The organism is Pseudomonas sp. OV226, from assembly GCF_003148705.1.
GTDB lineage: Bacteria > Pseudomonadota > Gammaproteobacteria > Pseudomonadales > Pseudomonadaceae > Aquipseudomonas.
On record NZ_QGGS01000028.1, the window covers coordinates 61357 to 87017 of the forward strand.

Genomic DNA, 25661 nt, shown 5'->3' on the forward strand with positions numbered 1-25661 from the left:
GCTCTGCGTCCACTGTGACGCGGAGCGTCACGGGATACATTCCCACGCAGAGCGTGGGAACGATCAATCACTTACTCTTCTTCTTTCTCTTTGACTGGCGCAGGCGGCGGACGCAGACCGATTTCTGCGGTCAACTTGAGTTCCTTGCCGTTACGCATCACCTGAACCGTGACCTTGTCGGTCGGTTTGATCCGCGCGACCTGATTCATGGAGCGGCGACCGTCGCCGGCCGGTTCGCCGTCGATGCTAAGTATTACGTCACCCAGTTGCAGGCCGGCCTTCTGCGCCGGACCGTCACGGAAAATCCCCGCGACCACAATCCCCGGACGCCCCGACAGACCAAACGACTCGGCCAGTTCCTGAGACAGCGGTTGCACTTCAATCCCGAGCCAGCCACGAATCACCTGGCCGTGTTCAATGATCGACTTCATCACTTCCATCGCCAGTTTGACCGGGATCGCGAAACCGATGCCTTGCGAGCCGCCGGACTTGGAGAAGATCGCGGTGTTGATGCCGGTCAGGTTGCCGTTGGCATCCACCAGTGCACCGCCGGAGTTGCCGGGGTTGATGGCGGCGTCGGTCTGGATGAAGTCTTCATAGTTGTTCAGGCCTAGCTGATTACGCCCGGTGGCGCTGATGATGCCCATGGTTACGGTCTGGCCGACACCGAACGGGTTGCCGATGGCCAGCGAGACGTCGCCGATGCGGATGTTGTCGGAACGACCGATGGTGATCGACGGGAGGGACTTGAGGTCGATCTTCAAGACCGCGAGATCGGTTTCCGGATCGCTACCGATCACTCGGGCCAGGGTTTCACGACCGTCCTTGAGCGCCACGACAATCTGGTCGGCACCGGTGGTCACGTGGTTATTGGTCAGGATGTAGCCTTCCGGGCTCATGATCACGCCGGAGCCCAGGCTCGATTCCATGCGCTTTTGCTTGGGCGAGTTATCACCGAAGAAGCGGCGGAACTGCGGGTCTTCGAACAGCGGATGATTGGGTTTGTTGATGACTTTGGTGGTGTACAGGTTGACCACGGCTGGCGCGGCGGTGACCACGGCGTCGGCATAGGACACCGGCCCCTGTTGCACGCCGGTCGTTTGCGGTGCTTGCTGCAAATTCACGTCTAGGCTCGGAAGCCCGACCCACTGCGGGTAACGCTGAATTATCAAAAGAGCGATAAGCACGCCAGCCAACAGCGGCCAGCCGGAAAAACGCAGCGCCTTGAGCATTAAGCACGTCCTGAAAGGTTGCAGGCGGTATGAGACCGCCCATAATGTCGCGCATTATACGAGGCCGAGCACGCCTCTGAACGGGATATTTAGGAGTCTTTTATGGCCGTCGCCCTGAGCACCCTGGTTGAAGAAGCCGACCGTTACCTCGCCAGTGCCAAGATTGCTGATTACTGCCCCAACGGTTTGCAGGTCGAGGGCCGGCCGCAAGTGATGCGTATCGTCAGCGGTGTCACCGCCAGCCAGGCGCTGCTGGACGCCGCCGTCGAAGCTCAGGCCGACCTGGTACTGGTGCATCACGGCTATTTCTGGAAGGGCGAGAACCCGTGCATCACCGGCATGAAGCAGCGTCGGTTGAAAACCTTGCTCAAGCACGACATCAGCCTGTTGTCCTACCATTTGCCGCTGGATCTGCACCCGGACGTGGGCAATAACGTGCAATTGGCCAGGCAGTTGGACATTACGGTCGAAGGGCCGCTGGATCCGGACAATCTGAAAGTCGTCGGCCTGGTCGGCTCGTTGAGTGAACCGATGACGCCGCGTGATTTCGCCCGCCGTGTCCAGGAAGTCATGGGCCGCGAGCCGCTGCTGATCGAAGGTAGCGAGATGATTCGCCGGGTTGGCTGGTGCACCGGTGGTGGCCAGGGGTACATCGATCAGGCGGTGCTCGCCGGTGTCGACCTGTACCTCAGTGGCGAAGCCTCCGAGCAGACGTTCCACAGCGCGCGGGAAAACGACATCAGCTTCATCGCCGCCGGCCATCACGCCACCGAGCGTTATGGCGTGCAGGCGCTGGGGGACTATCTGGCGCGACGCTTTGCGCTGGAACACATCTTCATCGATTGCCCCAATCCCATCTGATGACCTGCCTCCCTTGTAGGAGCAAGGCTTGCCCGCGATAGCGATCTCAAGGACGCCATCGCCGGCAAGCCGTGCTCCTACAGGAGATCGCCATTCACCAGCCCAAACGAGGGGGTATATTCATATACCCTTTCGATCTAGTTGGCGTCCTGATTAGAAGAGGTCGCTGTGCTAGGATTCCTCGCTCGAACACGGCCCGCTGGCCGTCCATAAGATCGTTTTCGTGAGTAGCCATGGTCGACAAACTGACGCATCTGAAACAGCTGGAGGCCGAAAGCATCCACATCATCCGCGAGGTCGCCGCCGAGTTCGATAACCCGGTGATGCTGTACTCCGTCGGTAAAGACTCCGCCGTGATGCTGCACCTTGCGCGCAAGGCATTCTTCCCGGGCAAACTTCCGTTTCCGGTGATGCACGTCGACACCCAGTGGAAGTTCAAGGAAATGTACGCGTTCCGCGACCGCATGGTTGAAGAACTCGGCCTTGACCTGCTGGTGCACGTTAACCCCGATGGCGTCGCGCAGGGCATCAACCCGTTGACCCACGGCAGTGCCAAACACACCGATATCATGAAAACCGAAGGCCTCAAGCAGGCTCTCGACAAGTACGGTTTCGACGCCGCTTTCGGTGGTGCCCGTCGTGACGAAGAGAAGTCCCGTGCCAAAGAGCGCGTGTATTCCTTCCGCGACACCAAGCACCGCTGGGACCCGAAAAACCAGCGCCCGGAGCTGTGGAACGTCTACAACGGCAACGTCAACAAGGGCGAATCGATTCGCGTGTTCCCGTTGTCGAACTGGACCGAACTGGACATCTGGCAGTACATCTACCTCGAAGGCATCCCGATCGTGCCGCTGTATTTCGCCGCCGAGCGCGATGTCATCGAGATGAATGGCACCTGGATCATGATCGACGACGATCGCCTGCTCAATCACCTGAGCGATGAAGACAAGGCGCGTATCGTCAAGAAGAAGGTCCGTTTCCGTACGCTGGGCGACTACCCGTTGACCGGTGCGGTCGAGTCCGAGGCTGTCACGCTGACCGACATCATTCAGGAAATGCTCCTGACGCGAACTTCCGAACGCCAGGGCCGGGTCATCGATCACGATGGCGCAGGCTCGATGGAAGAAAAGAAACGTCAGGGTTATTTCTAAGGGGTTGTCATGTCGCACGTATCTGATTTGATCAGCGAGGACATCCTCGCCTACCTGGGCCAGCACGAACGCAAGGAAATGCTGCGCTTTCTGACCTGTGGCAACGTCGACGACGGCAAGAGCACCCTGATCGGGCGCCTGCTGCACGACTCCAAGATGATCTACGAAGATCACCTGGAAGCCATTACCCGCGACTCGAAGAAAGTTGGCACCACCGGCGATGACATCGACCTGGCATTGCTGGTCGACGGCCTGCAGGCCGAGCGCGAGCAAGGCATCACCATCGATGTCGCCTACCGGTATTTCTCCACCGCCAAACGCAAATTCATCATCGCCGACACCCCCGGCCATGAGCAGTACACCCGCAACATGGCCACCGGTGCGTCTACCTGTGACCTGGCGATCATCCTGATCGACGCCCGTTACGGTGTGCAGACCCAGACCCGTCGCCACAGCTTCATCGCCTCGTTGCTGGGTATCAAACACATCGTGGTGGCCGTCAACAAGATGGACATCAATGGCTTTGACCAAAGCATCTTCGAGTCGATCAAGGCCGATTACCTGAAGTTCGCTGAAGGCATCGCCTTCAAGCCGACCACCATGGCCTTCGTGCCGATGTCGGCCCTCAAGGGCGACAACGTGGTGAACAAATCCGAGCGCTCGCCGTGGTACACCGGCCAGTCGCTGATGGAAATTCTGGAAACCGTCGAGATCGCCAGCGATCGCAACTACACCGATTTGCGTTTCCCGGTGCAGTACGTCAACCGTCCGAACCTGAACTTCCGTGGTTTCGCCGGCACCCTGGCCAGCGGCGTTGTGCACAAGGGCGACGAAGTCGTTGTGCTGCCGTCGGGCAAGAGCAGCCGCGTGAAATCCATTGTCACTTTCGAAGGTGAGCTGGAGCATGCAGGTCCGGGTCAAGCGGTGACGCTGACCATGGAAGACGAGATCGACATCTCCCGCGGCGATCTGTTGGTACACGCCGACAACCTGCCGCAAGTGACTGACGGCTTCGACGCCATGCTGGTGTGGATGGCCGAAGAGCCAATGCTGCCGGGCAAGAAGTACGACATCAAGCGCGCCACGACATACGTGCCGGGTTCGATCACCAGCATCGTCAACCGCGTTGACGTGAACACCCTGGAAGAAGGCCCTGCCAGTGCCTTGCAACTGAACGAGATCGGTCGGGTCAAGATCAGTCTCGACGCGGCCATCGCGCTGGACGGTTACGCGAGCAACCGCACCACCGGTTCGTTCATCGTCATTGATCGCTTGACCAATGGCACCGTCGCCGCTGGCATGATCATCGCTCAGCCAGTGGCGCCGGGCAGCAGCACGCATCACGGCAAACTCGCACACGTCGCCACCGAAGAACGCGCCCAGCGCTTCGGCCAGCAACCGGCCACCGTGTTGTTCAGCGGCTTGTCAGGCGCTGGCAAAAGCACCCTGGCCTACGCGGTTGAACGCAAGCTGTTCGACTTGGGCCGTGCAGTGTTTGTGCTCGATGGCCAGAACCTGCGTCACGACCTGAACAAAGGTCTGCCACAGGACCGCGCCGGGCGTACCGAGAACTGGCGTCGTGCCGCGCACGTTGCGCGTCAGTTCAACGAAGCCGGTTTGCTGACCCTGGCGGCGTTCGTTGCCCCAAGTGCCGAAGGGCGTGAACAGGCCAAGGAACTGATCGGCAAAGAGCGTCTGCTGACGATTTACGTCCAGGCCTCGCCGACCGTGTGTGCCGAGCGTGATCCACAAGGCCTTTACGCGGCGGCTGGCGACAACATCCCGGGCGATTCCTTCCCGTACGACGTGCCGCTGGATGCCGACCTCGTGGTCGACACCCAATCGTTGTCGCTGGAAGAAAGCGTCAAGCAAGTGCTGGACCTGCTGCGTCAGCGCGGCGCGATCTAAGCGCTAAACGCAAAAAAGAAACCCGCCGATGAGTGATCATCGGCGGGTTTTTTTGTGTCCCCAAGATCGCCATCGCGGGCAAGCCTTGCTCCTACGGATTTCGGGTGGCCGCGCCATATGGCACGACGAAAAACTGTAGGAGCATGGCTTGCCCGCGATGAGGCCCTTCCGGAACCTGGTTCACTTGGCCGGATACTCCCGATGCATCTGCTCCAGCAACGCATCCTTGTCCAGCCACAGCTGATTGATCCAGCCCTGAAACTGCAATCGGTAATCGCCGTCCTGATCGTAATTCTTGCCAATGTACTGCGGCGGGATTTTCAGTTCCTGAAAATGCACCACCACGTCCGCCACGTTCCCGCACAACAGGTCCCAAAAACCGGGACGCCCCGCGGGGTAGTGGATGGTCACATTGACGATGGATTCGAGTTGCTCGCCCATGGCGTCCAGCACAAAGGCAATGCCGCCGGCCTTGGGTTTGAGCAGGTAGCGAAACGGTGATTGCTGCTGCGCGTGCTTGGCCTTGGTGAAGCGCGTGCCTTCGACAAAGTTGAAAATCCCCACCGGATTATTGCGAAACTTCGCGCACGTCTTGCGGGTGGTTTCCAGGTCTTTGCCTTTCTTCTCCGGGTGCTTTTCCAGATAGGCCTTGGAGTAGCGCTTCATGAATGGAAAGCCCAGCGCCCACCAGGCCAGACCAATGACCGGCACCCAGATCAGCTCCTGCTTGAGAAAGAACTTCAGCGGTTGGATACGTCGGTTGAGCACGTATTGCAGCACCAGAATGTCGACCCAGCTCTGGTGGTTACTGGTGATCAGGTAGGAATGTTGATAGTCCAGACCTTGCAGGCCGCTGAGGTGCCAGCGCGTGCGGCGGACCAGATTCATCCAGCCTTTGTTGAGGCTGATCCAGGCTTCATGGGTATGGCTCATCAACCAGCCCGCAATCCGCTGCGTGAAGGCAAACGGCAAAACCTTGACGAGTGCCACGCAGAACAGAAAGGAGCAGAGCAAAATCGTGTTCAGTGCCAACAACAACGATGCAATCACGCCGCGCACGGCGGCAGGCAGGAAATCCAGCATTTAAACATCCATAGGTCGGTTGGCAGCCTGGATCGCGGTCAACGCGATGGTGTAGACGATGTCGTCGACTTGCGCACCGCGCGGCAGGTCGTTCACCGGTTTGCGCAGGCCTTGCAACATCGGGCCGAGGCTGACGCAATCGGCGCTGCGCTGCACGGCTTTGTGGGTGGTGTTGCCGGTGTTGAGGTCGGGGAACACGAACACTGTGGCGCGACCGGCGACCTGACTGTTGGGGGCCAGTTGTCGGGCCACCGTTTCGTTGGCGGCGGCGTCGTATTGCAGAGGGCCGTCGATCAACAGCGAGTTTTGCTGCTCGTGGGCGAGCAACGTTGCTTCGCGCACTTTCTCGACTTCCTCGCCGCTGGCCGATTCACCGCTGGAGTAGCTGATCATCGCCACGCGCGGGGTGATGCCGAACGCGGCCGCCGAGTCGGCGCTTTGCAGGGCGATCTCGGCCAGTTCGCTGGCGCTCGGGTGCGGGTTCATCACGCAGTCGCCGTAGACCAGCACTTCTTCAGGGAACAGCATGAAGAACACCGACGACACCAGCGTGCAGCCCGGCGCGGTTTTGATCAGTTGAAGGGCCGGGCGAATGGTATTGGCGGTGGAGTGGATGACACCGGACACGAGACCGTCGACTTCATCCAGCGCCAGCATCATGGTGCCGATCACAACAGTGTCTTCCAGTTGCTGCTCGGCCATCGGTGCGTTGAGGCTTTTGCTTTTGCGCAGGGCAACCATCGGCTCGACATAGCGCTCGCGGATCAGGTCCGGGTCGAGAATCTCCAGCCCGGGTGGCAGCTCGATGCCTTGGGCGCGAGCGACGGCTTCGACGTCCGCCGGTTTGGCCAGCAACACGCAACGGGCAATGCCACGCGCCTGACAGATCGCTGCCGCTTGCACGGTCAGCGGCTCGCTGCCTTCTGGCAGCACGATGCGCTTGTTGGCAGCCTGGGCGCGCTGGATCAATTGATAGCGGAATACGGCGGGCGACAGGCGCATCTCACGCGGGGTACCGCAGCGCTGGTGCAACCAGTTGGCGTCGAGGTGGCTGGCGACGAAGTCGGTAATGATCTCCGCACGCTCGCGGTCATCGATAGGAATTTCCTTGTTCAAGCCATTGAGCTGGTTGGCGGTGTCGTAGGAGCCGGTGCTCACCGACAACACCGGCAACCCCGCCTGCAAGGCGCCACGGCACAGGTCCATGATGCGCGGGTCGGGCAGGGTGTCGCTGGTCAGCAGCAGGCCGGCCAAGGGCACGCCGTTCATGGCCGCGAGGCTGACGGCCAGGATGATGTCATCGCGGTCGCCGGGGGTGACCACCAGCACGCCGGGCTTGAGCAGTTCCACGGTGTTGCGCATGGTGCGGGCGCAGATGATGATTTTGGTCATGCGCCGGGTTTCGTAGTCACCGGCATTGAGAATCTGCGCGCCCATCAGATCAGCCACATCGCGGGTGCGCGGGGCGTTCAATTCCGGCTGGTACGGGATGCACCCCAACAGGCGGAAATCACCGCTGCGCAGCAATGGCGAGTGTTCTTTCAAGCGCGTGGCGAAGACATCCATGCTTTCGTCGGTCTTGACCTTGTTGAGGATCACGCCGAGGACTTTCGGGTCTTTTGGGCCGCCGAACAATTGCGCCTGCAATTCCACGCGCCCGGATAGCTCGGTCAGTACTTCGTTTTCCGGTGCCGAGACCAGGATCACATCGGCGTCGAGGCTTTTCGCCAGGTGCAGATTCACCCGTGCGGCGTAGCTGGCGCTGCGGGTCGGGACCATGCCTTCGACGATCAGCACGTCTTTGCCGACAGCGGCTTGCTGGTAGAGGGTGATGATTTCTTCGAGCAACTCATCGAGTTGACCATCGCCGAGCATGCGCTCGACATGCGCCAGGCCCAGCGGTTGCGGTGGCTTCAAACCGTGGGTGCGCGCTACCAGTTCGGTGGAGCGTTCTGGCCCGGTATCACCCGGATGGGGCTGGGCAATCGGTTTGAAAAAGCCGACCTTGAGACCGGCACGCTCAAGCGTGCGCACCAGCCCGAGGCTGATAGACGTCAGACCCACACCAAAGTCGGTGGGCGCGATAAAAAAAGTTTGCATGCGAATTCTCTAAGGGTGCATGGCAATGGCGATCATCTATATCTGACGATCTGCCGCAATTCAGTCGCCAAGGTTATCGCTAACCGAGCCTTGTGCGCACCAACCGCAATCAAAGGGCTGGCCTATTTTTTCAATACGTTGCGCGGGGTCCTGCACCCAGGCACGCGATTGCCACGGCGGCTGGTGACGCAGGTGCTGGGTGTGGCCGCAGGAAAGCTCGGCCACCCAATGCCCGTCCTCATCCTGATGGAAACCTGTGACCGTTACGCCCTGCGCCGCGAACCTTCCGTCCGGGTTGTGTTCGCTTTCGCGCGATTGCTTCGCTAAACTTGGCCTTTCATCATTCTTATGCAAAAGGTCTCGCCCCATGCTGATCGCCGCCAATAAGGCTGTCTCCATCGACTATACCCTGACCAACGACGCTGGTGAGGTCATCGACAGCTCCGCCGGCGGCGCGCCGCTGGTCTACCTGCAAGGCGCAGGCAACATCATCCCGGGCCTGGAAAAGGCTCTGGAAGGCAAAACCGTTGGCGACGAGCTGACCGTAGCCGTTGAACCTGAAGACGCTTACGGCGAATACGCTGCCGAACTGGTCAGCACCCTGAGCCGCAGCATGTTCGAAGGCGTTGATGAGCTGGAAGTGGGCATGCAGTTCCACGCTTCCGCTCCGGACGGCCAGATGCAGATCGTCACCATTCGCGATCTGGACGGCGACGACGTCACCGTTGACGGCAACCACCCGTTGGCCGGTCAGCGCCTGAATTTCCAGGTCAAGATCATCGACATCCGTGACGCCAGCCAAGAAGAAATCGCTCATGGTCACGTCCATGGCGAAGGTGGCCATCACCACTGATTTTCTGCGCTAAGCTCAGAGTACTGGAGAGGCGCCCTAGGGCGCCTTTTTAGTCCGCGGCTGTCCTTGGCGGCATTGCCAAGTGGCTGTTTCGAGAAGAACACGGGAATTTGGAGTTCGTCATGAGTGCTTTTCACGACCTTAAGTTGACAGCCCTGGATGGACAAGACCTACCGCTGGCGCCCTTCAAGGGGCAAGTCGTGCTGGTGGTCAACGTCGCCTCCAAATGTGGCTTGACCCCACAGTACGCGGCGCTGGAAAACCTTTATCAGCAGTTCAAAGCCAAAGGTTTCAGCGTTCTGGGTCTGCCGTGCAACCAGTTTGCCGGGCAGGAGCCGGGTTCCGAGCAAGAGATCCAGGAGTTTTGCAGCCTCAACTATGGCGTGACTTTTCCGTTGTCCAGCAAGCTGGAAGTCAACGGTCATGAGCGTCATCAGTTGTATCGCCTGCTGGCGGGCGAGGGTGCGGAATTCCCGGGTGACATTACCTGGAACTTCGAAAAATTCCTGCTGGGCAAGGACGGTCGTGTGCTGGCGCGGTTTTCCCCGCGCACGGCGCCGGATGATCCGACGATCGTTCATGCGATCGAAAAAGCGTTGAGCTGAACTCACAAGAAACGCAGCCTCGGCTGCGTTTTTTTATGCCTGCCTTTTGACCCTTAATCACCCAGATCAATAGTGCTGTGCATCGCTGGCAACTCCGCATATTATCGTCGTCATAAAATTACGTCCCGTCGATATCGTTTTCGTGGAGTGCCCCATGTCCGTCAAAGCCTTGTTCAAACCGTTCCACCTCGGCACCCTTGAGCTGCCGACCCGCGTTGTCATGGCGCCGATGACCCGTTCGTTTTCGCCGGGTGGCGTACCCAATTCCAAAGTGATCGAATACTACCGTCGTCGTGCTGCGGCCGGCGTGGGTCTGATCATCACCGAAGGCACGACCGTCGGCCACAAGGCGTCGAACGGCTACCCCAATGTGCCGCATTTCTACGGCGATGCCGCATTGGCCGGCTGGAAGAAAGTGGTCGATGCGGTCCACGCCGAAGGCGGCAAGATCGTTCCGCAACTGTGGCATGTCGGCAGTGTGCGTCGTATTGGCACTGAGCCGGACGCCAGCGTCCCGGGTTACGGCCCATCGGAAAAATTGAAGGACGGTCAGGTCGTGGTTCACGGCATGACTAAACAAGATATCCAGGACGTGATCGCCGCGTTCGCTCAAGCGGCCAAAGATGCCCAGAGCATTGGCATGGACGGCGTGGAAATCCATGGCGCCCACGGCTATCTCGTGGACCAGTTCTTCTGGGAAGGCAGCAACCAGCGCACCGACGAATACGGCGGCAGCCTGGCCAACCGTTCACGGTTTGCCATCGAGCTGATTCAGGCTGTGCGTGCAGCGGTCGGCGAAGGTTTCCCGATCATCTTCCGCTTCTCGCAGTGGAAACAGCAGGATTACACCGCGCGTCTGGTGCAAACCCCGCAAGCGTTGGGTGAATTCCTCAAGCCATTATCCGACGCTGGCGTGGACATTTTCCACTGCTCGACGCGCCGTTTCTGGGAGCCGGAATTCGACGGTTCCGAGCTGAACCTGGCCGGCTGGACCCGCAAACTCACGGGCAAGCCGACCATCACCGTGGGCAGCGTTGGCCTGGACGGCGAGTTCCTGCAATTCATGGTCAACACCGACAAGATCGCCCAGCCGGCCAGTCTGGAAAAGCTGCTGGAGCGTTTGAACAACGACGAATTCGACCTGGTGGCCGTGGGGCGCGCATTGTTGGTCGACCCGGACTGGGCGCAGAAAGTACGCGACGGTCGTGAAGAAGACATCCTGCCGTTCAGCCGCGAGGCGTTGATGTCGCTGGTTTAAGCAGCGACCGCACTGACGCTATCGCGGGTAAGCCTTGCTCCTACGGTTCTTTGTCGAATACAAATGTGTGAATCGACACAACACCGTAGGAGCAAAGATTGCCCGCGATGCTTTTAAGGCAAAAACGCTGCATCGGGTAGGGGTTGCCCCTGCATGCAAGCCCCGCGCAACTGCCCTTCAAACTGCTCGATAATCGCCCCCCAGCCCTGGCGACTCGCATGCTGGCGCGCATTGAGCCGCACACACCGCAAGGTTTCGCGCTCTTCCAGCAACCACGCCGCAGCATCACAAAAGGCCTCTTCATCCCCCGGCATCGCCAGCACGCCGTTGTAGCCATGGCGGATATGCTGCGCCGCTGCCGCCTGGTCGTACGCCACCACGCCCAATCCCGACGCCAATGCTTCAAGCACCACATTGCCAAAGGTTTCGGTCATGCTTGGAAACAGAAATACGTCCCCCGATGCGTAATGACTGGCCAGCGCCTCACCGCGTTGTGAGCCACAGAAAACCGCCTCGGGAAGGTCCTGCTCCAGCTCCGCGCGTTGTGGGCCGTCGCCGATGACGATCAAGCGTATGTTGCGCTGTGGATAAGTGGCTTTCAGCGAGTCGAAACTGCGTTTGAGCAAGCCCAGGTTTTTCTCGGGAGCCAAGCGCCCGACATGAATGACCGCAATGTCATCCTCGGCCAAGCCCCACTGTTCGCGCAGCGATACCTGCCTTTTGCTCGGATGAAACAATTGGCTGTCGACACCCCGGGAAAGCAAGGCCAGACGCTCGAAATGTCGGCGTTCAAGCTCCAGTCGCTGACTGGGGCTCGGCACCAGGGTCAGGGTCGAGCGGTTGTGAAACCAGCGCAGGTAGTGCGTCAGCAAACGAGTCAACAACCCGAGCCCGTATTGGCTGGAGTACTGCTGAAAGTTGGTGTGAAAGCCGCTCACCACCGAAATCCCCAATCGCCGTGCTGCGCGTAATGCGGACAAGCCCAGAGGCCCTTCGGTGGCGATGTACAGCACGTCGGGGCGATGACGCGTCCAGCGCCTCAACAGTTTATGCATCGACGACTGGCCCCATTGCAGGCCGGGATAGCCCGGTAGCGGCCAGCCTCGACACAACAGCAAATCATCGTCACTGCTCAACTGCTGATCCCCCCCCTGGCGAGGCCGCACCAATTCCACCTGGTGCCCGCGCGCGCGCAAACCGTCGCACAAACGGCCAAGGGTGTTGGCCACGCCGTTGATTTCCGGAGGGAATGTTTCGGTGATCAGAGTGATATGCAGAGCTGTCGTCATGACCTCAGTGTCGGCTGAGGCCATGTCGTCATTGTGGCGCTTTGATGATGGATTTGTGACTCGGTCAGCGCTGGGCCACCAGATTTTCCGCCCCGCGCTCACGCACCCAGAACAGCGTCGCCCCGGCCACGGCGGCCGGCATCATCAAAATGTTCACCACCGGGATCAGCAGCACCAGATACACGCTGCCGCCGAAACTCATGCTCTGCCAGCGCTTCTGCCGCAGCCAGGCGAGCATTTCATTCCAGCCGAGTTTGTGGTTATCCGCCGGGTAGTCGATGTACTGGATCGCCATCATCCACACCCCGAACAGTAGCCACAGCGGTGCTGCAATGATGTTCACTACCGGGATGAAGGACAGGATAAACAGCCCGATTGCCCGTGGCAGGAAGTAGCCGAGTTTGCGCATTTCCCGGGAGAGGGTGCGCGGGATCATGGCGATCAGTTCGCCCCAGCTGAAAGTCGGGAAGTCGTCGGTGCCACGCACCACCACTTCGACTTTCTCCGCAAGGAAGCCATTGAACGGCGCGGCGATGACGTTGGCGAGCATGGTGAAGGTGAAGAACACCATCAACACCACCAGCACCACAAAAATCGGCCAGAGGATGTAGCTGAGAAAACTCAGCCAGTCGGGCAGGGTCGGCATCAGCGTATCGACCCACAGACTGAACTGATGGCCGGCCAGATAAATCAATCCGACGAACAGCACCAGGTTGATTGCCAGCGGCAACAAGACAAACAAACGCAGGCTGGGGCTCAGGACCAGCTTGAGGCCTTCGCGCAGGTATTGCGGGCCGGACAGGGCGGGTGCGGGCATAACGTGCTCCGGGCAGAGGGAAACGCGCCGACCTTACCGGCTTTGTCGGAAGGGGGAAAGCGCGGTCGCTGAATCGACATTCACTGTAACAAAGACGTTTATATAGTCGCTGCGGTGGGATAGAGACCACCTATGAGCTGGATTGTTAAACCGTATTTCCTTAATCTTCGCCCCCTCGATACGCTGCACCCAATCTTTTTGCAGGACTGTCGAACTCAAGCCTTCCCCAAGGTAACCACGGTCCTTTTTTATTCCCGCCGGCAACCCGGCGTTCCGCGCCTGATGTTCAGGGCCGGTCAACAGGAGCAGGTCATGTCTGAAGTCCGTCATTCGCGAGTGATTATTCTCGGTTCCGGCCCTGCCGGTTACAGCGCTGCGGTCTACGCCGCCCGTGCCAACCTCAAGCCACTGCTGATCACCGGCATGCAGGCCGGTGGTCAACTGACCACCACCACCGAAGTCGACAACTGGCCGGGCGACGTCCACGGCCTGACCGGCCCGGCGCTGATGGAACGCATGAAAGAACACGCCGAGCGCTTTGAGACCGAGATCGTTTTCGATCACATCAATGCCGTGGACTTTGCTTCCAAGCCTTACACCCTGATCGGCGACAGCGCAAAGTACACCTGCGACGCCCTGATCATCGCCACCGGTGCCAGCGCTCGCTACCTGGGCCTGCCGTCCGAAGAAGCGTTCATGGGCAAAGGCGTTTCGGCCTGCGCGACCTGCGATGGTTTCTTCTATCGCAACAAGCCGGTGGCTGTGGTCGGCGGTGGCAACACCGCGGTTGAAGAAGCGCTGTACCTGGCCAACATCGCCAGCACAGTGACCCTGATCCACCGTCGTGAAACCTTCCGCGCCGAGAAGATCCTGATCGACAAGCTCAATGCCCGGGTTGCCGAAGGCAAGATCATCCTGAAGCTGAACGCCAACCTGGACGAAGTACTGGGCGACAACATGGGCGTCACCGGTGCACGCCTGAAGAACAACGATGGCAGCTTCGACGAACTGAAAGTCGACGGCGTGTTCATCGCCATCGGCCACACCCCGAACACCTCGTTGTTCGAAGGTCAGCTGACGTTGAAAGACGGCTACCTGGTGGTGCAAGGCGGCCGTGAAGGCAACGCAACAGCGACCAGCATCGAAGGTATCTTCGCCGCCGGTGACGTGGCTGACCACGTTTACCGTCAGGCCATCACCTCGGCCGGCGCTGGCTGCATGGCCGCTCTGGACACCGAGCGTTACCTGGACGACCTGCAGAACGCCAAGTTCTGAGATCGTTGAAATGAAAAACCGGCTTCGCAGCCGGTTTTTTTATGCCCGCGATTCAGTGACCAATCAAAGAACCTGTAGGAGTGAGCCTGCTCGCGATAGCAGTTAATCATTCAGCATTGATGTTGACTGACACTCCGCCATCGCGAGCAAGCTCGCTCCCACAGGGATTTTGGGTTCAGGTCAATTTGTTCAGACACGCTTCAAGAATATCCAGGCCTTCCTCCAGCACCGCCGCTTCGGTGGTCAATGGCGCCAACAGTCGAATGATATGGCGCGACTTGCCGCTGGGCATCAGCAGCAAACCGGCGTCTCGCGCCAACGCCAGCAGTTGCGTCAACTGGGCGGGTGCCGGTGTGCCATCGGCATGGGCCAGTTCAATTCCGCGCATCGCGCCAACACCGGTCAAACGACCCAGATACGGTGAAAGTTTGCTGTCGCACCAAGCTTTGTAGCGGCTGACAATCGCTTCTTCCTGCTGCGCGCCCCAGGCTTGCAACTGTGTGTCGGTCATCTCATCCAGGGTCGCCAGCGCGGCGGCGCAGGCAATGGGGTTTCCCGAATAGGTGCCGCCCAGTCCGCCCTTGGGCAAGGTGTCGAGCAATGCCTTGCGCCCAACCACCGCACCCAGTGGTACGCCGCCGGCGATGCTTTTGCCCAGCAGAATCAGGTCCGGTTCGATGCCCAGCCGCGAGAACGCAAAACGCTGGCCGGTGCGGCCAAAACCGGACTGGATTTCGTCAGCGATCAGCACAATGCCCTTTTCATCACACAACCGTCGCAGCGACTGGGCGAACTCCACGTCCATCGCCAGGAAGCCTGCTTCGCCCTGTACCGGTTCGACGATGAAACACGCCACGTCATCAATGTCGATTTCGACGCTGAACAGGCGGTCCATGGCCTTCAAGGCTTCGGCGCAGGTCACGCCGTTGTCCTGGCTCGGGAAGGGCAGGTGATACACCGGCCCCGGCAATACGCCGACTTTCTGTTTGTAGGGCGCGACCTTGCCGTTGAGGTTCAGGGTGGCCAGCGTGCGGCCGTGGAAGGCGCCGTCGAACGCGATCACGGCGGTGCGGCCGGTGGCGCCGCGAACGATCTTCAGGGCGTTTTCCGCCGCTTCCGCGCCGCTGTTGGTGAGCATGCCGCTGACCGGATAGTCCACGGGAATGAACGCAGTCAGGCGATCCATCAGTTCGATGTAAGGCACATGCGGTGCTGCGTTGAAGGCGTAGTGGGTCAGCCGGGTGGCTTGCTCGCGAATGGCGTCGACGATGCGCGGGTGGCAATGGCCGAGGTTGAGTACGCCGATGCCGCCGACGAAGTCGATGTAGCGTTTGCCATCGGTGTCCCAGACCTCGGCATTTTTGCCGTGGCTGAGCGTGACAGGATGAACGATGTTGATCGACCGGCTGATGGATTCGCTGCTCATGGATGACCGACTCTGAAGAGGGGATGCTTCTTTTTATCTAAGCCGTGAGCAGCGCTGCCCGGCAAACGAAATAAAGTTGCCGGGTCAATCTTAAAAGTCGGGATGTGTTGTGGCTCTTGTAGGATCGCGGCTTGCAGGCGATGGCGTCTCTGTGATCGCCATCGCGAGCAAGCTTTGCTCCCACAGAAAAAGCGTTTAGCGGCGAGTGAGCGGTTGCTGAGTGAACTTCACACCGGCCAACCCATGGGCAATCAGTGCGCGGATATTGCCGTGATCACTGCCCTCAGGCGTTGCCACAACCGAGCGGTAGTGCTCGCCGAACGCCAGCAGCGCTTCTTCATCGCTCAGGCCTTCGAGCAGCGACAGACCGAGCGTCTTGCACGAGCCTTCGTTCTGACCGGCCGCGTTTTCCACACCGCCGTTGTTGAATGCCTGAGGCTGGTAGTCGTAGCCGGCGGCGATGAACGCCAAGGTGTCGGCAAAAGCGTGTTCGCCGCTCTTGAGGCTGGCGCGCAGGGTGTTCAAATCACTCATTGGGTTTTCCTTTGGCGAACGCCGCCTGTTGTTCGGCGTTGGCTTCTTGCTGGTATCGGGCTTTCCATTCGGCGTACGGCATGCCGTAGACCACTTCGCGGGCGTCATCGAGGCTGACGTCGATCTGGCGTTCGTCGGCGGCGGCCTTGTACCACTTGGACAGGCAATTGCGGCAGAAACCGGAGAGGTTCATCAGGTCGATGTTCTGTACATCCTTGCGGCTGTCCAGATGGGCCACCAGTCGGCGAAAGGCGGCGGCTTCGAGTTCCAGGCGTTGTTGATCGTTCATGGCGGGCTCTGTCGGTCAAATCGTGGCGCGGATGATAAAAGTCTGGCGGCCAATGCGCCAGACGCACTCAGCGGCTCGCCGCCAAGGTAATCGACACTGATTCGGCGAATCGCAGTGCATGAGGCTTGTCGACTTCAACCTCGGCGTACAGCACCGATTCGTTGGTCATTACCAGGTCCAGCAGTTCCTGGGTGAGCCGTTCGAGCAAGGCGAAACGATTGCCCTCCACGTGGGCAATGATCGCCTTGGTGATGGTGCGGTAGTTCAGCGCGTGATCGATATCGTTGTCGCGCACCGCTTCCTGGGCCGCATACAGGATGGTCAGGTTGATCAACACATCCTGCTTGTTGAGGATTTCATCCTCGTTGATTCCGATGTAGGTCCGCAGGCACAGGTCCTTGACCCGGATGCGCGCCATACCTGGTTGAAGTTGTGGCATTACGACTTGCTCCGTCCAATCAATTGCAGGAACTCCTGGCGGGTATTGCTCGACTCGCGGAAGGCGCCGAGCATCACTGAGGTGTTCATGGTCGAATTCTGTTTCTCGACGCCGCGCATCATCATGCACATGTGTCGCGCTTCGATGACCACCGCAACACCGGCGGCATTGGTCACCTGTTGTACTGCTTCGGCGATTTGCCGGGTAAGGTTTTCCTGGATTTGCAGGCGCCGGGCAAACATGTCCACCAGTCGCGCAATTTTCGACAGGCCCAACACCTTGCCCGTAGGAATATAAGCCACATGGGCCTTGCCGATGAAGGGCAGCATGTGATGCTCGCAGAGCGAGTACAACTCGATGTTGTCGACGATGACCATTTCATCATTGTCGGAGGCGAACAGCGCCCCGTTGACGATTTCTTCGACACTTTGTTCGTAGCCATGGCAGAGGTAGCGCATGGCTTTTGCCGCACGCGCCGGCGTGTCGATCAGGCCTTCGCGATCCGGGTTTTCACCGAGACCGATGAGGATCTCGCGATAGCTCTGGGACAGGGATAACGTCATGAAATATCCTCGCGAGGCCTCTTATTTGATGTGCCGTCCGCCGTTGACGGTCAGGGTGGTGCCGGTGACATACGGGTTGTCGAGCAAGTAGCGCAGGCTCTGGTAGATCACTTCGCTGCCGGGCTCAATGCCCAGGACGGATTTGGCCAGCGCCTTGGCGCGATAGGCCGCGTCGTCCTCGGGATTGAACATTAGCAGGGCGGGGGCGATACCGTTGACCTTGATTGTCGGCGCATATTTCGCGGCGAAGGACAGGGTAAGGCTGTCGAGCCCGGCTTTGCTGGCGCAGTAACCGATGTGCTGGCTACTGCCCTTGCGGGTCACGTCATCGCTGATGTGCACAATGTCTGCCGGAGTTGAGCGTTGCAGCAAGTCGGCACAGTGCAGGTTGATCAGGTAGGGCGCAAGCATGTGCACGCTGAACATGCGGCTGAAGGCTTCGGCCTCGGTGTCCGGCGTTTCGGCCAGCCATTCGGAAGCATTGTGGACAATCGCCCGCAGGCTGTCGGTATGGGTTTTCAGGTCGCTGATGAACGCGAGGATCCCGGCTTCAGTGGAGAAGTCGGCAAACACCGCGATGGCGCCCAGATCACGCAATGCCTGGACACCGGGGCGCTCGCTGCGGTAGCTGAAGATCACCCGATGGCCGTCTTCAATCAAACGCTGCGCACAATGCAGGCCGACACGCTGGCCGGCACCGGTGATGAGGATTGGGGCTGCGGAAGGGGTCATGAACGGCTCGCGTCGCGGTAAGAGCAAAACTATACCAGCGACGGGAGGCATGCACCTATTGTGGTAGTGAGCTTAGCGGTTTTGCGTGGACGGCCGGGCGGGCAACGGCCGTGTCGGCGTGGTGTTCAGCCAGTTGGCCAACAGGCGGGTCGACAAGGGAATGAAGAAGTAGACCATCAACGGCGTCAGGCACAACGTACTGATGAAAACCCGCGACAGCAGGCTCAGTTCGCTCAACAAAGGCCCCAGTACAAAGTTGAACAACAAGGACACCGGAAAGAATGCCAACCAGATCGCCACTGCCTGTTTCCAGCGTGGTGGGCGCTGTCCGACTGCGCCGAACCAGCCTTCAATGCCGCTGACCCGATGCTCGGTTGGATGGGCGAACAAATCGCTGCCACGGCCTAGCCATGCAGTACGCGAGGCGGAATGCTCCCAGGTGTGCAGGGTCTGCTCATCGGCAAAGCGGAAGATAATCTGGAACTCGTCATCACCGGCTGGCGGAGCGAGCACGCCAGAGCCGAGATAACCGGGAAAATCGGTGGCCAGTTGTTCGCCTTCGCGCAGCCAGGCAATCAGGTCTTGATAACGGCCATCGGCGACGCGACGCGCCACCATCAGCGTGACGGGGGAGGTAGACATTTTGTATCTCCGTAGGGCATTTGCGTTACACCGGATAGGCGTTTCGCCAGACGCAGCACCAGGGTGTCGGACTGCGTCTTGAGACAAGCAAGGATTATTCCTGAATCTGACCAATACACCAGAGACTTTCATGGTTTGCATGTGTTGAACATGGAGGGGGTAATGGAGTTAGAATGGGATCCAATTTTGCGCACCGGACGTACATCATCCAATGCCTGTCCTGACTGACGCTCCTCCTGCCGCTGAGGCAGATCCTTCCATCAATCGCGAAGAGCTGTTTCCCATTCGTGAGGTGGCGCGGCTGACGGGCATCAATCCCGTCACGCTGCGGGCATGGGAACGACGTTATGGCCTGATTCAGCCCACCCGCACCGAAAGTGGGCATCGGCTGTACTCGATGGTCGATGTCGAGAAGGTTCGCAGCATCCTTGGCTGGATTGACCGCGGTGTCGCGGTCAGCAAGGTTGGCAAGATTCTGGCCAGGACCGAACCTCCCAAGGCACTGGCGCAGTTCATTCCCAAGGAAGTCGTTCAGGCCGATTACGCCCATTGGCAGCAACAGGTCCAAGCGGCGGTGAGTTCCTTTGATGATGTTCAACTGGATCAAGTCTACGGGCAGATTTTTTCCACCTACTCCCAGGCAGTCGTTTTTCAGGACATTCTGATGCCGCTCTGGAAGTTGTTGTTACAACGCCAGGATCAATTCGGTTGCACCAGCGAATGGCTGTTTTTTGATGGGTTTCTGCGAGTTCGCGTATTGCAACGTTTGCTGCTGATGCGTAACGCGCAACCCCGGCGGGTGATCGTCAGTGCATTGGCAGGTCAGTGCCGAGAACTAGAGTTGTTGGTGGCCGCTCTGTTCGTGAGCAGTAATGAAATGGGGGTTCGGCTGCTGACGATTGGTCAGCCATTCGATGAGTTGCCGCTGGTATGCCAGCAGCTAAAACCGCAAGCGCTGGTGCTTTTTTCCAATCACGTGCCTTCAACTGATCTGCCACGACGGCTCAATCGTCTGGCGATGAGCCTGGATTGCCAGTTGTTTCTTGCCGGGGATACGTCAGAACTGGCTCAGGAAAGCCTGGCCGGTTCGTCGATTGGCTGTCTGGGCAATGAAGGCGCGGTGATGCGCCAGCGTCTGAAACAGTTCCTGGCGGGCAACCTCGATACCTGAGATTCAGACATGCAACGCAGGGTGTGTCAGGCGATGCTGCTGAAGGATGAACTGGCGCAGGCGCTCGGTTTCATCTTTGTCGGACTGGCCCAGTTCATAGGCATAGAAACCGTGCTCGGTTTCACGCTCAAACGTGCCGCGCAACGCAATCCGTTCATAGCCTGAGGGGCTGAACCACAAGGCGAAGTGCTTGGGTGGTTTGGTCTTGTTGCGAACTTCCAGCAAAACCCCTTTGCAAGAGACTTCGTGCACATACATCGTGCCGGGCTGGCCTTTGGCATTCTCCAGCGCCACCGGCTCATCGAGCACCAGGCGCCAGGGTCGGACCATCGGCCCGTCTTCGTAAATGCTCGGCACACCCAAGCGCAAATGCAGCGCATGAAACTCGTCTTCCACCAGATGCAGCGGAAAGGTCATTTGCTGATTTTCAAAATTGGCCTGGATGGTGACTTGCTCATGAGCCGCGAGGCGCGTGAGCAAATCACGGATCTGCGATCCACCATTAACGAGCAAGCTCGACGTCGCATCCCGCACATTGAGTTGCGGGTTGTGTTGCATGGTCTGGATGAAGTCCAGTTCATCCTGCGTCAGGAGTGCGTCACGTTGCATGGCTTGCTCGAAAGTATTAGTTACAAAGTCATTGGTGATTGTAGTTAATGACCACTAATTCGAAGTTTTGTTTGCACCGTTCGTCGCTTTCAGCGCAGCAAGTTCGGCGAGTGCCTCGGCCAGCTGTGTTTCCAGCTGTGCAACACGCTGCTGCGCTTTGACTTGAATCGTGACGTCTTTTTGCACCCCGACAAAATAAACCTGCCCATTGCCCGGATCTTTCACCGTCGAAAGCGACAGTTCGTTCCAGAAGGGCGTGCCGTCCTTGCGGTAGTTCCTGAGGATTTCCCGGCAGGAGCCTTTCGTGCTCAGCGCCTCGCGAATGGTTGGAAGCGCTTGCTGATCCCGATCGCCTGACTGCAGGAAACGGCAATCCTGGTAGAGGATCTCTTCGCTGGTGTACCCCGTCAGGTGTTCGAACGCCGGGTTGACGTAAATCAGGATGTTGTCCTGGTCGCCTTCCTTTTCTGCAATCACGATGCCGTCGTTGGAAGCGTTGATTGCCATTTGCAGCAGTTGAGCATTGATCATCGGAGAATCCTTTCCGGTTTGATTGAGCCTGCATTCTAAAAGAACAATACAGTTCGTGCTGTTAATATCCGGTCTTTCACTCAGTTTCAGGATCAGATTGATGAAAGTCGCCATCCTTTCCGGCTCGGTGTACGGCACGGCTGAAGAAGTCGCCCGTCACGCCGCAAGTATTTTGAAGGCCGCCGGTTTCGAAACCCTGCACAACCCCCGTGCGTCACTGGCCGATGTCCTGGCTTTCGAACCGCAAGCGTTTCTGGCGGTGACATCGACCACCGGCATGGGTGAATTGCCGGACAACCTGCAACCGTTGTATTCGATGATTCGCGATCAATTGCCCGCAGCATGGCGCGGTCTGCCGGGAGCAGTCATCGCCCTGGGCGATGCGAGCTATGGCGATACTTTCTGTGGCGGCGGCGAACAAATGCGCGAACTGTTCGGTGAACTGGGGCTGCGCGAAGTGCTGCCGATGCTGCGTCTGGACGCCAGCGAAACGGTGACCCCGGAAACCGACGCCGAGCCGTGGCTGGCGGAATTGGTCAGCGTTTTGCGCTGAAGATGAAGCTCGTCATACTTCTGACGAGATCGCTGAATCTGTTCACTACAGGGTTACCAGCGTCGGTCCTTTGACATGGATCCAAGCTCATTGCGTCACTGACTCGCACGGCCATCAAGCTGGCTGCCAATGCAACTACACGAAGCCCGGGGGCTGACTAGACTGGTGTAACGACAGCACAACAATAAGAACAGGAGGTCTTGCCGTGAATGTTGCCCCCGTCCAGTCGCCCCACAGTGTCAGAGATAAGGTCAGCGCCGCCGAATGGCAAACCCGCGTCGATCTGGCCGCCTGTTATCGTTTGGTCGCCGCCCATGGCTGGGACGACCTGATCTTTACGCACATCTCGGCCAAGGTGCCGGGCACTGAAGACTTTCTGATCAACCCGTTTGGACTGATGTTCCATGAGATCACTGCATCAAGTCTGGTGAAGGTCGATCAAGCCGGCAACAAACTGATGGACAGTCCCTACGAGATCAATCCCGCCGGTTACACCATTCACAGCGCCGTGCATGAAGTTCGCCACGATGTGGTCTGCGTGCTGCACACCCATACGGCGGCCGGCGTGGCGGTGTCGGCGCAGAAGCAGGGCATTTTGCCGATCAGTCAGCAGTCCCTGTTTGTGCTGTCCAGCCTGGCTTATCACGCTTATGAAGGCGTTGCGCTGAACCATGAAGAGAAAGCGCGCCTGCAAGCCGACCTCGGTGAAAACAATTTCCTGATGCTGCACAACCACGGTCTGCTGACCTGTGGCAGCACCATCGCCGACACGTTCCTGATGATGTTTACCTTCCAGCGCGCCTGCGATATCCAGGTGCTGGCACAAAACGGCGGTGCCGAATTGATCGCCATCGAACCGCAGATTCTGGCGGGTGCCAAGGCGATGATTGCCGGTGTTACCAAAAGTGCTCAAGGGATGGGTGGCGCGCTGGCCTGGCCGGCGCTGCTACGCAAACTCGATCAACAAGACCCGGGTTATAAACTCTAATGCCACTCGCCGAGATCCCCCTGTGTGTCTGGCGCAAACGCGGCCAGACGTTCATCTTTCGTGGTCAGACTATCCGCTACTGGACGGCGGGGCAGGGTGAGCCGCTGTTGCTCATTCATGGCTTCCCGACCGCCAGTTGGGACTGGCATTACCTCTGGCAGCCACTGGCGCAGCGCTATCGGGTGATCGCGTGCGATATGCTCGGCTTTGGCGACTCGTCCAAACCGGTGGATCACGAATACAGCCTGCTCGAACAGGCCGACTTGCAGCAGGCATTGCTGGCGCATTTGAGCGTTACGCAGCCCGTGCATGTGTTGGCCCACGACTATGGCGACAGCGTGGCGCAGGAACTGTTGGCCCGGCATTACGAAACCGGCATTCACATTGCCAGTTGTGTGTTCCTCAATGGCGGCCTGTTTCCCGAAACCCATCGCCCGCTGCTGGCGCAAAAACTGTTGCTCAGCCCTTTGGGCTGGATGATTGGCCGCGCGTTCACGCGAGATGCGCTGGTGAAGAGTTTTCGGCAGATTTTCGGGCGGATGACCCGGCCAACTGAAAGTGAAATAGATGATTTCTGGAGTTTGGTCGAGAGCAATCACGGCCCGCGGATCATGCACAAGCTTATCGCCTATATTCCGGAGCGGCGTGTCCAGCGCGAGCGTTGGGTCGCGGCCATGCAACGCGGTGAAGTACCGCTGCGCGTCATTGATGGCGAGGTCGATCCGATTTCCGGCGCGCACATGGTCACACGCTATCGGGAGCTGATCCCCAATCCGGACACGGTCCTGCTGGCCGAGATTGGCCATTACCCGCAGACCGAGGCGCCGACGCAAGTGCTCAAGCATTACCTGGAGTTTCGCGATCGGCTGATTTTGCCGCCGCGCAGGGTCGCGTGGTCCTGATTATCCCCCTGCCTTATCGAGCACCATTCAGCCTCACCCCTGTTTATTGTGACCAGCAGCGCCGTGCCTGACACTCGGACTCATTGTCCCCTTGGCCTGCTGGAGTTTTCCAATGAATGAGTCTGTGCGCTTCGAAGATAAAGTCGTGATCGTTACCGGCGCTGGCGGCGGCTTGGGCCGGGCACACGCGCTGCTGTTTGCCAAACAGGGCGCCAAAGTGCTGGTCAACGATCTCGGCGGTTCGGCGCAAGGGGAAGGCGCCAACGCGTCGGCGGCAGACCGCGTGGTTGCCGAAATTCGCGAGGCGGGCGGCACCGCCGAAGCCAACCATGACTCAGTTACCGACGGCGACAAAATCGTCCAGCACGCGCTCGACGTTTTTGGCCGTATCGATGTGGTGGTCAACAATGCCGGGATCCTGCGCGACAAGACCTTCCACAAAATGGACGACGCCGACTGGGACCTGGTTTACCGCGTCCACGTCGAAGGCGCCTACAAAGTCACCCGCGCCGCCTGGCCGCACATGCGCGAGCAAAACTATGGCCGCGTGATCTTCACTGCGTCGACCTCGGGCATCTACGGCAACTTCGGCCAGTCCAACTACGGCATGGCCAAACTCGGCCTGTACGGCCTGACGCGAACCCTCGCCATCGAAGGTCGCAAGAACAACATCCTCGTCAACGCCATCGCGCCTACCGGCGGCACGCGCATGACCGAAGGACTGATCCCGCCGCAAGTGTTCGAGCAACTCAAACCGGAATTGGTCAGCCCGCTGGTGGTGTATCTGGCCAGTGAAAACTGCAAGGAAACTTCCGGGTTGTTTGAAGTGGGTGGCGGCTGGATGGGCAAGGTGCGCTGGGAACGCAGCCTGGGTGCGGGTTTTGATCCGCGAGTGGGTTTCTCTCCGGAAGATGTGGCGGCGCAGTGGGAGCAGATTTGTGATTTCGAGGGCGCGGCGCATCCGAAGGACAATATTGAGGCGCTGAAGGAAATGATGGGGAATTTGCAGAAGTATTCGCTTTAATTCGTGGAGCCACCAAGCTCAGGCTTGGTGGCTGAATCGCTTGTTAAGAGTATTTATTTTCGGTCATAAATTTTGGGGTCTTCCAGTTAGGTCCCTTAACGGTTTTTCCATTTTTGTCGCTAATCAGTACGCCATTGCTGAAAAGCGAGTTGTAAGTGTTTACCAGTTCGCCGTTTAAAACTATCTCCTGACGGTGGCGACTATACATTCTGTCGACGTCTTGGGCAGATCTGAAAAGTGCGAAAAACGAAACTACATCTTCTACCGATTCGTTTTTGATGATTTGTTCGATAGTGTTCATCATTCGAAACTCCTCATGTCTTTTTCGTACTCTCTTTGGTCTTGTGCATTCATTGCTGCAATGGCTTCTTCGTTATACAAAATTGACAGTTCGCTTCCTGGCTTGTAGTCCTCAAGAGTAGCCGTATGTGCATTGTTCCATATTTGAGACTCGTCGGAAGGGGATGCGCTGTCGCTATATCCGAATGCCCTGTAACGATCTAGTTCTCGTATCTCATGAGTGTAGTAGCGCAGATCCGTGTCAGTGACTTTCCAGCGAATCTCCAGGCTCTGCCTTTCTGTTTCTAGTTGCTTTTGTATCTGCTCGATTCGTTGCTCCATTTCATCTTGTAGACGAGCCTGTTCGGCTGCGAAATGCTCTGCGGCAGCTTGTGCATTTGCTTGCGCCTCGGCCAACGCTGTTATCAATGTTGCGATTCGTGCATTTTCTTGGTAAGGGATCCACGAACCCCACATTCAAAGCCGCCTATTGAAGCCTGATGCTGTACTCCCGATTTCTTTCCGGAGCCAGCCCCTCATGATGCGA

Annotated in this window: 29 protein-coding genes; 12 read left to right on the forward strand and 17 right to left on the reverse strand. The window is 58.7% G+C overall.

What is annotated here, in order from left to right; all coding sequences use genetic code 11:
* Positions 1-71 precede the first annotated feature (71 nt).
* Entirely contained in the window at positions 72-1232 is a 1161-nt protein-coding gene (algW, locus tag C7534_RS28985; protein WP_109787876.1) for a Do family serine endopeptidase AlgW, read from the reverse strand.
* A 102-nt stretch (positions 1233-1334) separates the two neighbouring features.
* Between algW and C7534_RS28990 the strand changes: the two genes are divergently transcribed.
* The 3 genes from C7534_RS28990 (at position 1335) to cysN (ending at position 5152) form a co-directional block, all read left to right on the forward strand.
* Positions 1335-2093 (forward strand): Nif3-like dinuclear metal center hexameric protein, encoded by a 759-nt coding sequence (locus C7534_RS28990; protein WP_046026802.1) that lies wholly within the window; start codon positions 1335-1337, stop codon positions 2091-2093.
* 233 nt (positions 2094-2326) lie between these two features.
* On the forward strand, positions 2327-3244 hold the full coding sequence (gene cysD, locus C7534_RS28995) for a sulfate adenylyltransferase subunit CysD (protein WP_077430871.1): 918 nt from the start codon (positions 2327-2329) through the stop codon (positions 3242-3244).
* A 9-nt stretch (positions 3245-3253) separates the two neighbouring features.
* On the forward strand, positions 3254-5152 hold the full coding sequence (gene cysN, locus C7534_RS29000) for a sulfate adenylyltransferase subunit CysN (protein WP_077430870.1): 1899 nt from the start codon (positions 3254-3256) through the stop codon (positions 5150-5152).
* A 180-nt stretch (positions 5153-5332) separates the two neighbouring features.
* On the opposite strand, the gene C7534_RS29005 is transcribed toward cysN, so the two are convergent.
* From C7534_RS29005 to C7534_RS29015, 3 genes are read right to left on the reverse strand one after another with little or no spacing between them, the layout of a single operon-like run.
* Complete coding sequence (locus C7534_RS29005; protein WP_109787877.1) at positions 5333-6235, reverse strand: acyltransferase; 903 nt, start codon at positions 6233-6235, stop codon at positions 5333-5335.
* Complete coding sequence (gene pta / locus C7534_RS29010; protein WP_109787878.1) at positions 6236-8335, reverse strand: phosphate acetyltransferase; 2100 nt, start codon at positions 8333-8335, stop codon at positions 6236-6238.
* Between the two features lie 60 nt (positions 8336-8395).
* The gene (locus tag C7534_RS29015) at positions 8396-8734 is read right to left on the reverse strand and encodes a DUF3565 domain-containing protein (protein ID WP_109787879.1); all 339 of its coding nucleotides are present in this window, start codon (positions 8732-8734) and stop codon (positions 8396-8398) included.
* Between C7534_RS29015 and C7534_RS29020 the strand changes: the two genes are divergently transcribed.
* The 3 genes from C7534_RS29020 to C7534_RS29030 all read left to right on the forward strand — a co-directional run bounded on the left by C7534_RS29020 (position 8703) and on the right by C7534_RS29030 (position 11051).
* On the forward strand, positions 8703-9188 hold the full coding sequence (locus C7534_RS29020; RefSeq protein ID WP_008150718.1) for an FKBP-type peptidyl-prolyl cis-trans isomerase: 486 nt from the start codon (positions 8703-8705) through the stop codon (positions 9186-9188). The two genes, C7534_RS29015 and C7534_RS29020, sit on opposite strands and share 32 nt — an antisense overlap.
* Positions 9189-9310: 122 nt before the next feature.
* Complete coding sequence (locus C7534_RS29025; RefSeq protein ID WP_046026793.1) at positions 9311-9793, forward strand: glutathione peroxidase; 483 nt, start codon at positions 9311-9313, stop codon at positions 9791-9793.
* A gap of 154 nt (positions 9794-9947) precedes the next feature.
* Entirely contained in the window at positions 9948-11051 is a 1104-nt protein-coding gene (locus C7534_RS29030; protein ID WP_046026792.1) for an NADH:flavin oxidoreductase, read from the forward strand.
* Positions 11052-11164: 113 nt separating this feature from the next.
* On the opposite strand, the gene C7534_RS29035 is transcribed toward C7534_RS29030, so the two are convergent.
* Both C7534_RS29035 and cysZ read right to left on the reverse strand, forming a co-directional pair.
* Positions 11165-12364, reverse strand: a complete 1200-nt coding sequence (locus C7534_RS29035; RefSeq protein ID WP_109787880.1) for a glycosyltransferase family 4 protein — start codon at positions 12362-12364, stop codon at positions 11165-11167.
* Positions 12365-12404: 40 nt separating this feature from the next.
* Entirely contained in the window at positions 12405-13157 is a 753-nt protein-coding gene (cysZ, locus tag C7534_RS29040) for a sulfate transporter CysZ (protein ID WP_077430868.1), read from the reverse strand.
* A 312-nt stretch (positions 13158-13469) separates the two neighbouring features.
* Between cysZ and trxB the strand changes: the two genes are divergently transcribed.
* Positions 13470-14432, forward strand: coding sequence for a thioredoxin-disulfide reductase (trxB, locus tag C7534_RS29045; RefSeq protein ID WP_109787881.1), 963 nt, complete (start codon positions 13470-13472; stop codon positions 14430-14432).
* Between the two features lie 175 nt (positions 14433-14607).
* Here the strand turns inward: trxB and C7534_RS29055 are convergent, their stop codons facing one another.
* From C7534_RS29055 to C7534_RS29085, 7 genes are all read right to left on the reverse strand, one after another.
* On the reverse strand, positions 14608-15858 hold the full coding sequence (locus C7534_RS29055; RefSeq protein WP_109787882.1) for a 2-aminoadipate transaminase: 1251 nt from the start codon (positions 15856-15858) through the stop codon (positions 14608-14610).
* Between the two features lie 195 nt (positions 15859-16053).
* Positions 16054-16392 carry a HopJ type III effector protein gene (locus C7534_RS29060; protein WP_109787883.1) on the reverse strand — a complete coding sequence of 113 codons (339 nt, stop codon included), beginning with the start codon at positions 16390-16392 and terminating at the stop codon, positions 16054-16056.
* Positions 16385-16681: a DUF1244 domain-containing protein gene (locus C7534_RS29065; RefSeq protein ID WP_046026787.1), complete on the reverse strand. Its 297-nt coding sequence runs from the start codon at positions 16679-16681 to the stop codon at positions 16385-16387. The genes C7534_RS29060 and C7534_RS29065 overlap by 8 nt, the downstream gene beginning before the upstream one ends.
* Before the next feature lie 67 nt (positions 16682-16748).
* Entirely contained in the window at positions 16749-17120 is a 372-nt protein-coding gene (gene folX, locus C7534_RS29070; RefSeq protein ID WP_046026786.1) for a dihydroneopterin triphosphate 2'-epimerase, read from the reverse strand.
* Positions 17120-17683: a GTP cyclohydrolase I FolE gene (gene folE / locus C7534_RS29075; protein WP_046026785.1), complete on the reverse strand. Its 564-nt coding sequence runs from the start codon at positions 17681-17683 to the stop codon at positions 17120-17122. Before folE ends, folX begins: the two co-directional genes overlap by 1 nt.
* Before the next feature lie 21 nt (positions 17684-17704).
* Positions 17705-18415, reverse strand: a complete 711-nt coding sequence (folM, locus tag C7534_RS29080) for a dihydromonapterin reductase (RefSeq protein ID WP_109787884.1) — start codon at positions 18413-18415, stop codon at positions 17705-17707.
* Positions 18416-18487: 72 nt separating this feature from the next.
* Positions 18488-19057: an antibiotic biosynthesis monooxygenase gene (locus tag C7534_RS29085; protein WP_109787885.1), complete on the reverse strand. Its 570-nt coding sequence runs from the start codon at positions 19055-19057 to the stop codon at positions 18488-18490.
* Positions 19058-19268: 211 nt separating this feature from the next.
* Here C7534_RS29085 and C7534_RS29090 point away from each other — a divergent pair, with 211 nt between their 5' ends.
* Entirely contained in the window at positions 19269-20228 is a 960-nt protein-coding gene (locus C7534_RS29090; protein ID WP_109787886.1) for a MerR family transcriptional regulator, read from the forward strand.
* Between the two features lie 3 nt (positions 20229-20231).
* Here the strand turns inward: C7534_RS29090 and C7534_RS29095 are convergent, their stop codons facing one another.
* The gene (locus C7534_RS29095; protein WP_046026781.1) at positions 20232-20837 is read right to left on the reverse strand and encodes a hypothetical protein; all 606 of its coding nucleotides are present in this window, start codon (positions 20835-20837) and stop codon (positions 20232-20234) included.
* A 54-nt stretch (positions 20838-20891) separates the two neighbouring features.
* Positions 20892-21368 (reverse strand): PAS domain-containing protein, encoded by a 477-nt coding sequence (locus tag C7534_RS29100; RefSeq protein WP_077430867.1) that lies wholly within the window; start codon positions 21366-21368, stop codon positions 20892-20894.
* A gap of 100 nt (positions 21369-21468) precedes the next feature.
* Here C7534_RS29100 and C7534_RS29105 point away from each other — a divergent pair, with 100 nt between their 5' ends.
* From C7534_RS29105 to C7534_RS29120, 4 genes are all read left to right on the forward strand, one after another.
* Positions 21469-21921, forward strand: a complete 453-nt coding sequence (locus tag C7534_RS29105) for a flavodoxin (RefSeq protein WP_109787887.1) — start codon at positions 21469-21471, stop codon at positions 21919-21921.
* 205 nt (positions 21922-22126) lie between these two features.
* Positions 22127-22909, forward strand: coding sequence for a class II aldolase/adducin family protein (locus C7534_RS29110; RefSeq protein WP_046026778.1), 783 nt, complete (start codon positions 22127-22129; stop codon positions 22907-22909).
* Positions 22909-23811, forward strand: coding sequence for an alpha/beta fold hydrolase (locus C7534_RS29115; protein ID WP_109787888.1), 903 nt, complete (start codon positions 22909-22911; stop codon positions 23809-23811). Before C7534_RS29110 ends, C7534_RS29115 begins: the two co-directional genes overlap by 1 nt.
* 112 nt (positions 23812-23923) lie before the next feature.
* On the forward strand, positions 23924-24835 hold the full coding sequence (locus tag C7534_RS29120) for an SDR family oxidoreductase (protein ID WP_046026776.1): 912 nt from the start codon (positions 23924-23926) through the stop codon (positions 24833-24835).
* A 43-nt stretch (positions 24836-24878) separates the two neighbouring features.
* On the opposite strand, the gene C7534_RS29125 is transcribed toward C7534_RS29120, so the two are convergent.
* On the reverse strand, positions 24879-25136 hold the full coding sequence (locus C7534_RS29125) for an immunity protein (protein WP_109787889.1): 258 nt from the start codon (positions 25134-25136) through the stop codon (positions 24879-24881).
* On the reverse strand, positions 25136-25591 hold the full coding sequence (locus C7534_RS32715; RefSeq protein WP_218278089.1) for a hypothetical protein: 456 nt from the start codon (positions 25589-25591) through the stop codon (positions 25136-25138). Before C7534_RS32715 ends, C7534_RS29125 begins: the two co-directional genes overlap by 1 nt.
* Between the last annotated feature and the right edge of the window lie 70 nt (positions 25592-25661).

Excerpts from the sequence above, each read along its gene's own strand:
- algW (WP_109787876.1), bottom strand. The coding sequence starts at position 1,232 with ATGCTCAAGGCGCTGCGTTTTTCCGGCTGGCCGCTGTTGGCTGGCGTG.
- C7534_RS28990 (WP_046026802.1), top strand. The coding sequence starts at position 1,335 with ATGGCCGTCGCCCTGAGCACCCTGGTTGAAGAAGCCGACCGTTACCTC.
- cysD (WP_077430871.1), top strand. The coding sequence starts at position 2,327 with ATGGTCGACAAACTGACGCATCTGAAACAGCTGGAGGCCGAAAGCATC.
- cysN (WP_077430870.1), top strand. The coding sequence starts at position 3,254 with ATGTCGCACGTATCTGATTTGATCAGCGAGGACATCCTCGCCTACCTG.
- C7534_RS29005 (WP_109787877.1), bottom strand. The coding sequence starts at position 6,235 with ATGCTGGATTTCCTGCCTGCCGCCGTGCGCGGCGTGATTGCATCGTTG.
- pta (WP_109787878.1), bottom strand. The coding sequence starts at position 8,335 with ATGCAAACTTTTTTTATCGCGCCCACCGACTTTGGTGTGGGTCTGACG.
- C7534_RS29020 (WP_008150718.1), top strand. The coding sequence starts at position 8,703 with ATGCTGATCGCCGCCAATAAGGCTGTCTCCATCGACTATACCCTGACC.
- C7534_RS29015 (WP_109787879.1), bottom strand. The coding sequence starts at position 8,734 with ATGGAGACAGCCTTATTGGCGGCGATCAGCATGGGGCGAGACCTTTTG.
- C7534_RS29025 (WP_046026793.1), top strand. The coding sequence starts at position 9,311 with ATGAGTGCTTTTCACGACCTTAAGTTGACAGCCCTGGATGGACAAGAC.
- C7534_RS29030 (WP_046026792.1), top strand. The coding sequence starts at position 9,948 with ATGTCCGTCAAAGCCTTGTTCAAACCGTTCCACCTCGGCACCCTTGAG.
- C7534_RS29035 (WP_109787880.1), bottom strand. The coding sequence starts at position 12,364 with ATGGCCTCAGCCGACACTGAGGTCATGACGACAGCTCTGCATATCACT.
- cysZ (WP_077430868.1), bottom strand. The coding sequence starts at position 13,157 with ATGCCCGCACCCGCCCTGTCCGGCCCGCAATACCTGCGCGAAGGCCTC.
- trxB (WP_109787881.1), top strand. The coding sequence starts at position 13,470 with ATGTCTGAAGTCCGTCATTCGCGAGTGATTATTCTCGGTTCCGGCCCT.
- C7534_RS29055 (WP_109787882.1), bottom strand. The coding sequence starts at position 15,858 with ATGAGCAGCGAATCCATCAGCCGGTCGATCAACATCGTTCATCCTGTC.
- C7534_RS29060 (WP_109787883.1), bottom strand. The coding sequence starts at position 16,392 with ATGAGTGATTTGAACACCCTGCGCGCCAGCCTCAAGAGCGGCGAACAC.
- C7534_RS29065 (WP_046026787.1), bottom strand. The coding sequence starts at position 16,681 with ATGAACGATCAACAACGCCTGGAACTCGAAGCCGCCGCCTTTCGCCGA.
- folX (WP_046026786.1), bottom strand. The coding sequence starts at position 17,120 with ATGCCACAACTTCAACCAGGTATGGCGCGCATCCGGGTCAAGGACCTG.
- folE (WP_046026785.1), bottom strand. The coding sequence starts at position 17,683 with ATGACGTTATCCCTGTCCCAGAGCTATCGCGAGATCCTCATCGGTCTC.
- folM (WP_109787884.1), bottom strand. The coding sequence starts at position 18,415 with ATGACCCCTTCCGCAGCCCCAATCCTCATCACCGGTGCCGGCCAGCGT.
- C7534_RS29085 (WP_109787885.1), bottom strand. The coding sequence starts at position 19,057 with ATGTCTACCTCCCCCGTCACGCTGATGGTGGCGCGTCGCGTCGCCGAT.
- C7534_RS29090 (WP_109787886.1), top strand. The coding sequence starts at position 19,269 with ATGCCTGTCCTGACTGACGCTCCTCCTGCCGCTGAGGCAGATCCTTCC.
- C7534_RS29095 (WP_046026781.1), bottom strand. The coding sequence starts at position 20,837 with ATGCAACGTGACGCACTCCTGACGCAGGATGAACTGGACTTCATCCAG.
- C7534_RS29100 (WP_077430867.1), bottom strand. The coding sequence starts at position 21,368 with ATGATCAATGCTCAACTGCTGCAAATGGCAATCAACGCTTCCAACGAC.
- C7534_RS29105 (WP_109787887.1), top strand. The coding sequence starts at position 21,469 with ATGAAAGTCGCCATCCTTTCCGGCTCGGTGTACGGCACGGCTGAAGAA.
- C7534_RS29115 (WP_109787888.1), top strand. The coding sequence starts at position 22,909 with ATGCCACTCGCCGAGATCCCCCTGTGTGTCTGGCGCAAACGCGGCCAG.
- C7534_RS29120 (WP_046026776.1), top strand. The coding sequence starts at position 23,924 with ATGAATGAGTCTGTGCGCTTCGAAGATAAAGTCGTGATCGTTACCGGC.
- C7534_RS29125 (WP_109787889.1), bottom strand. The coding sequence starts at position 25,136 with ATGAACACTATCGAACAAATCATCAAAAACGAATCGGTAGAAGATGTA.
- C7534_RS32715 (WP_218278089.1), bottom strand. The coding sequence starts at position 25,591 with ATGTGGGGTTCGTGGATCCCTTACCAAGAAAATGCACGAATCGCAACA.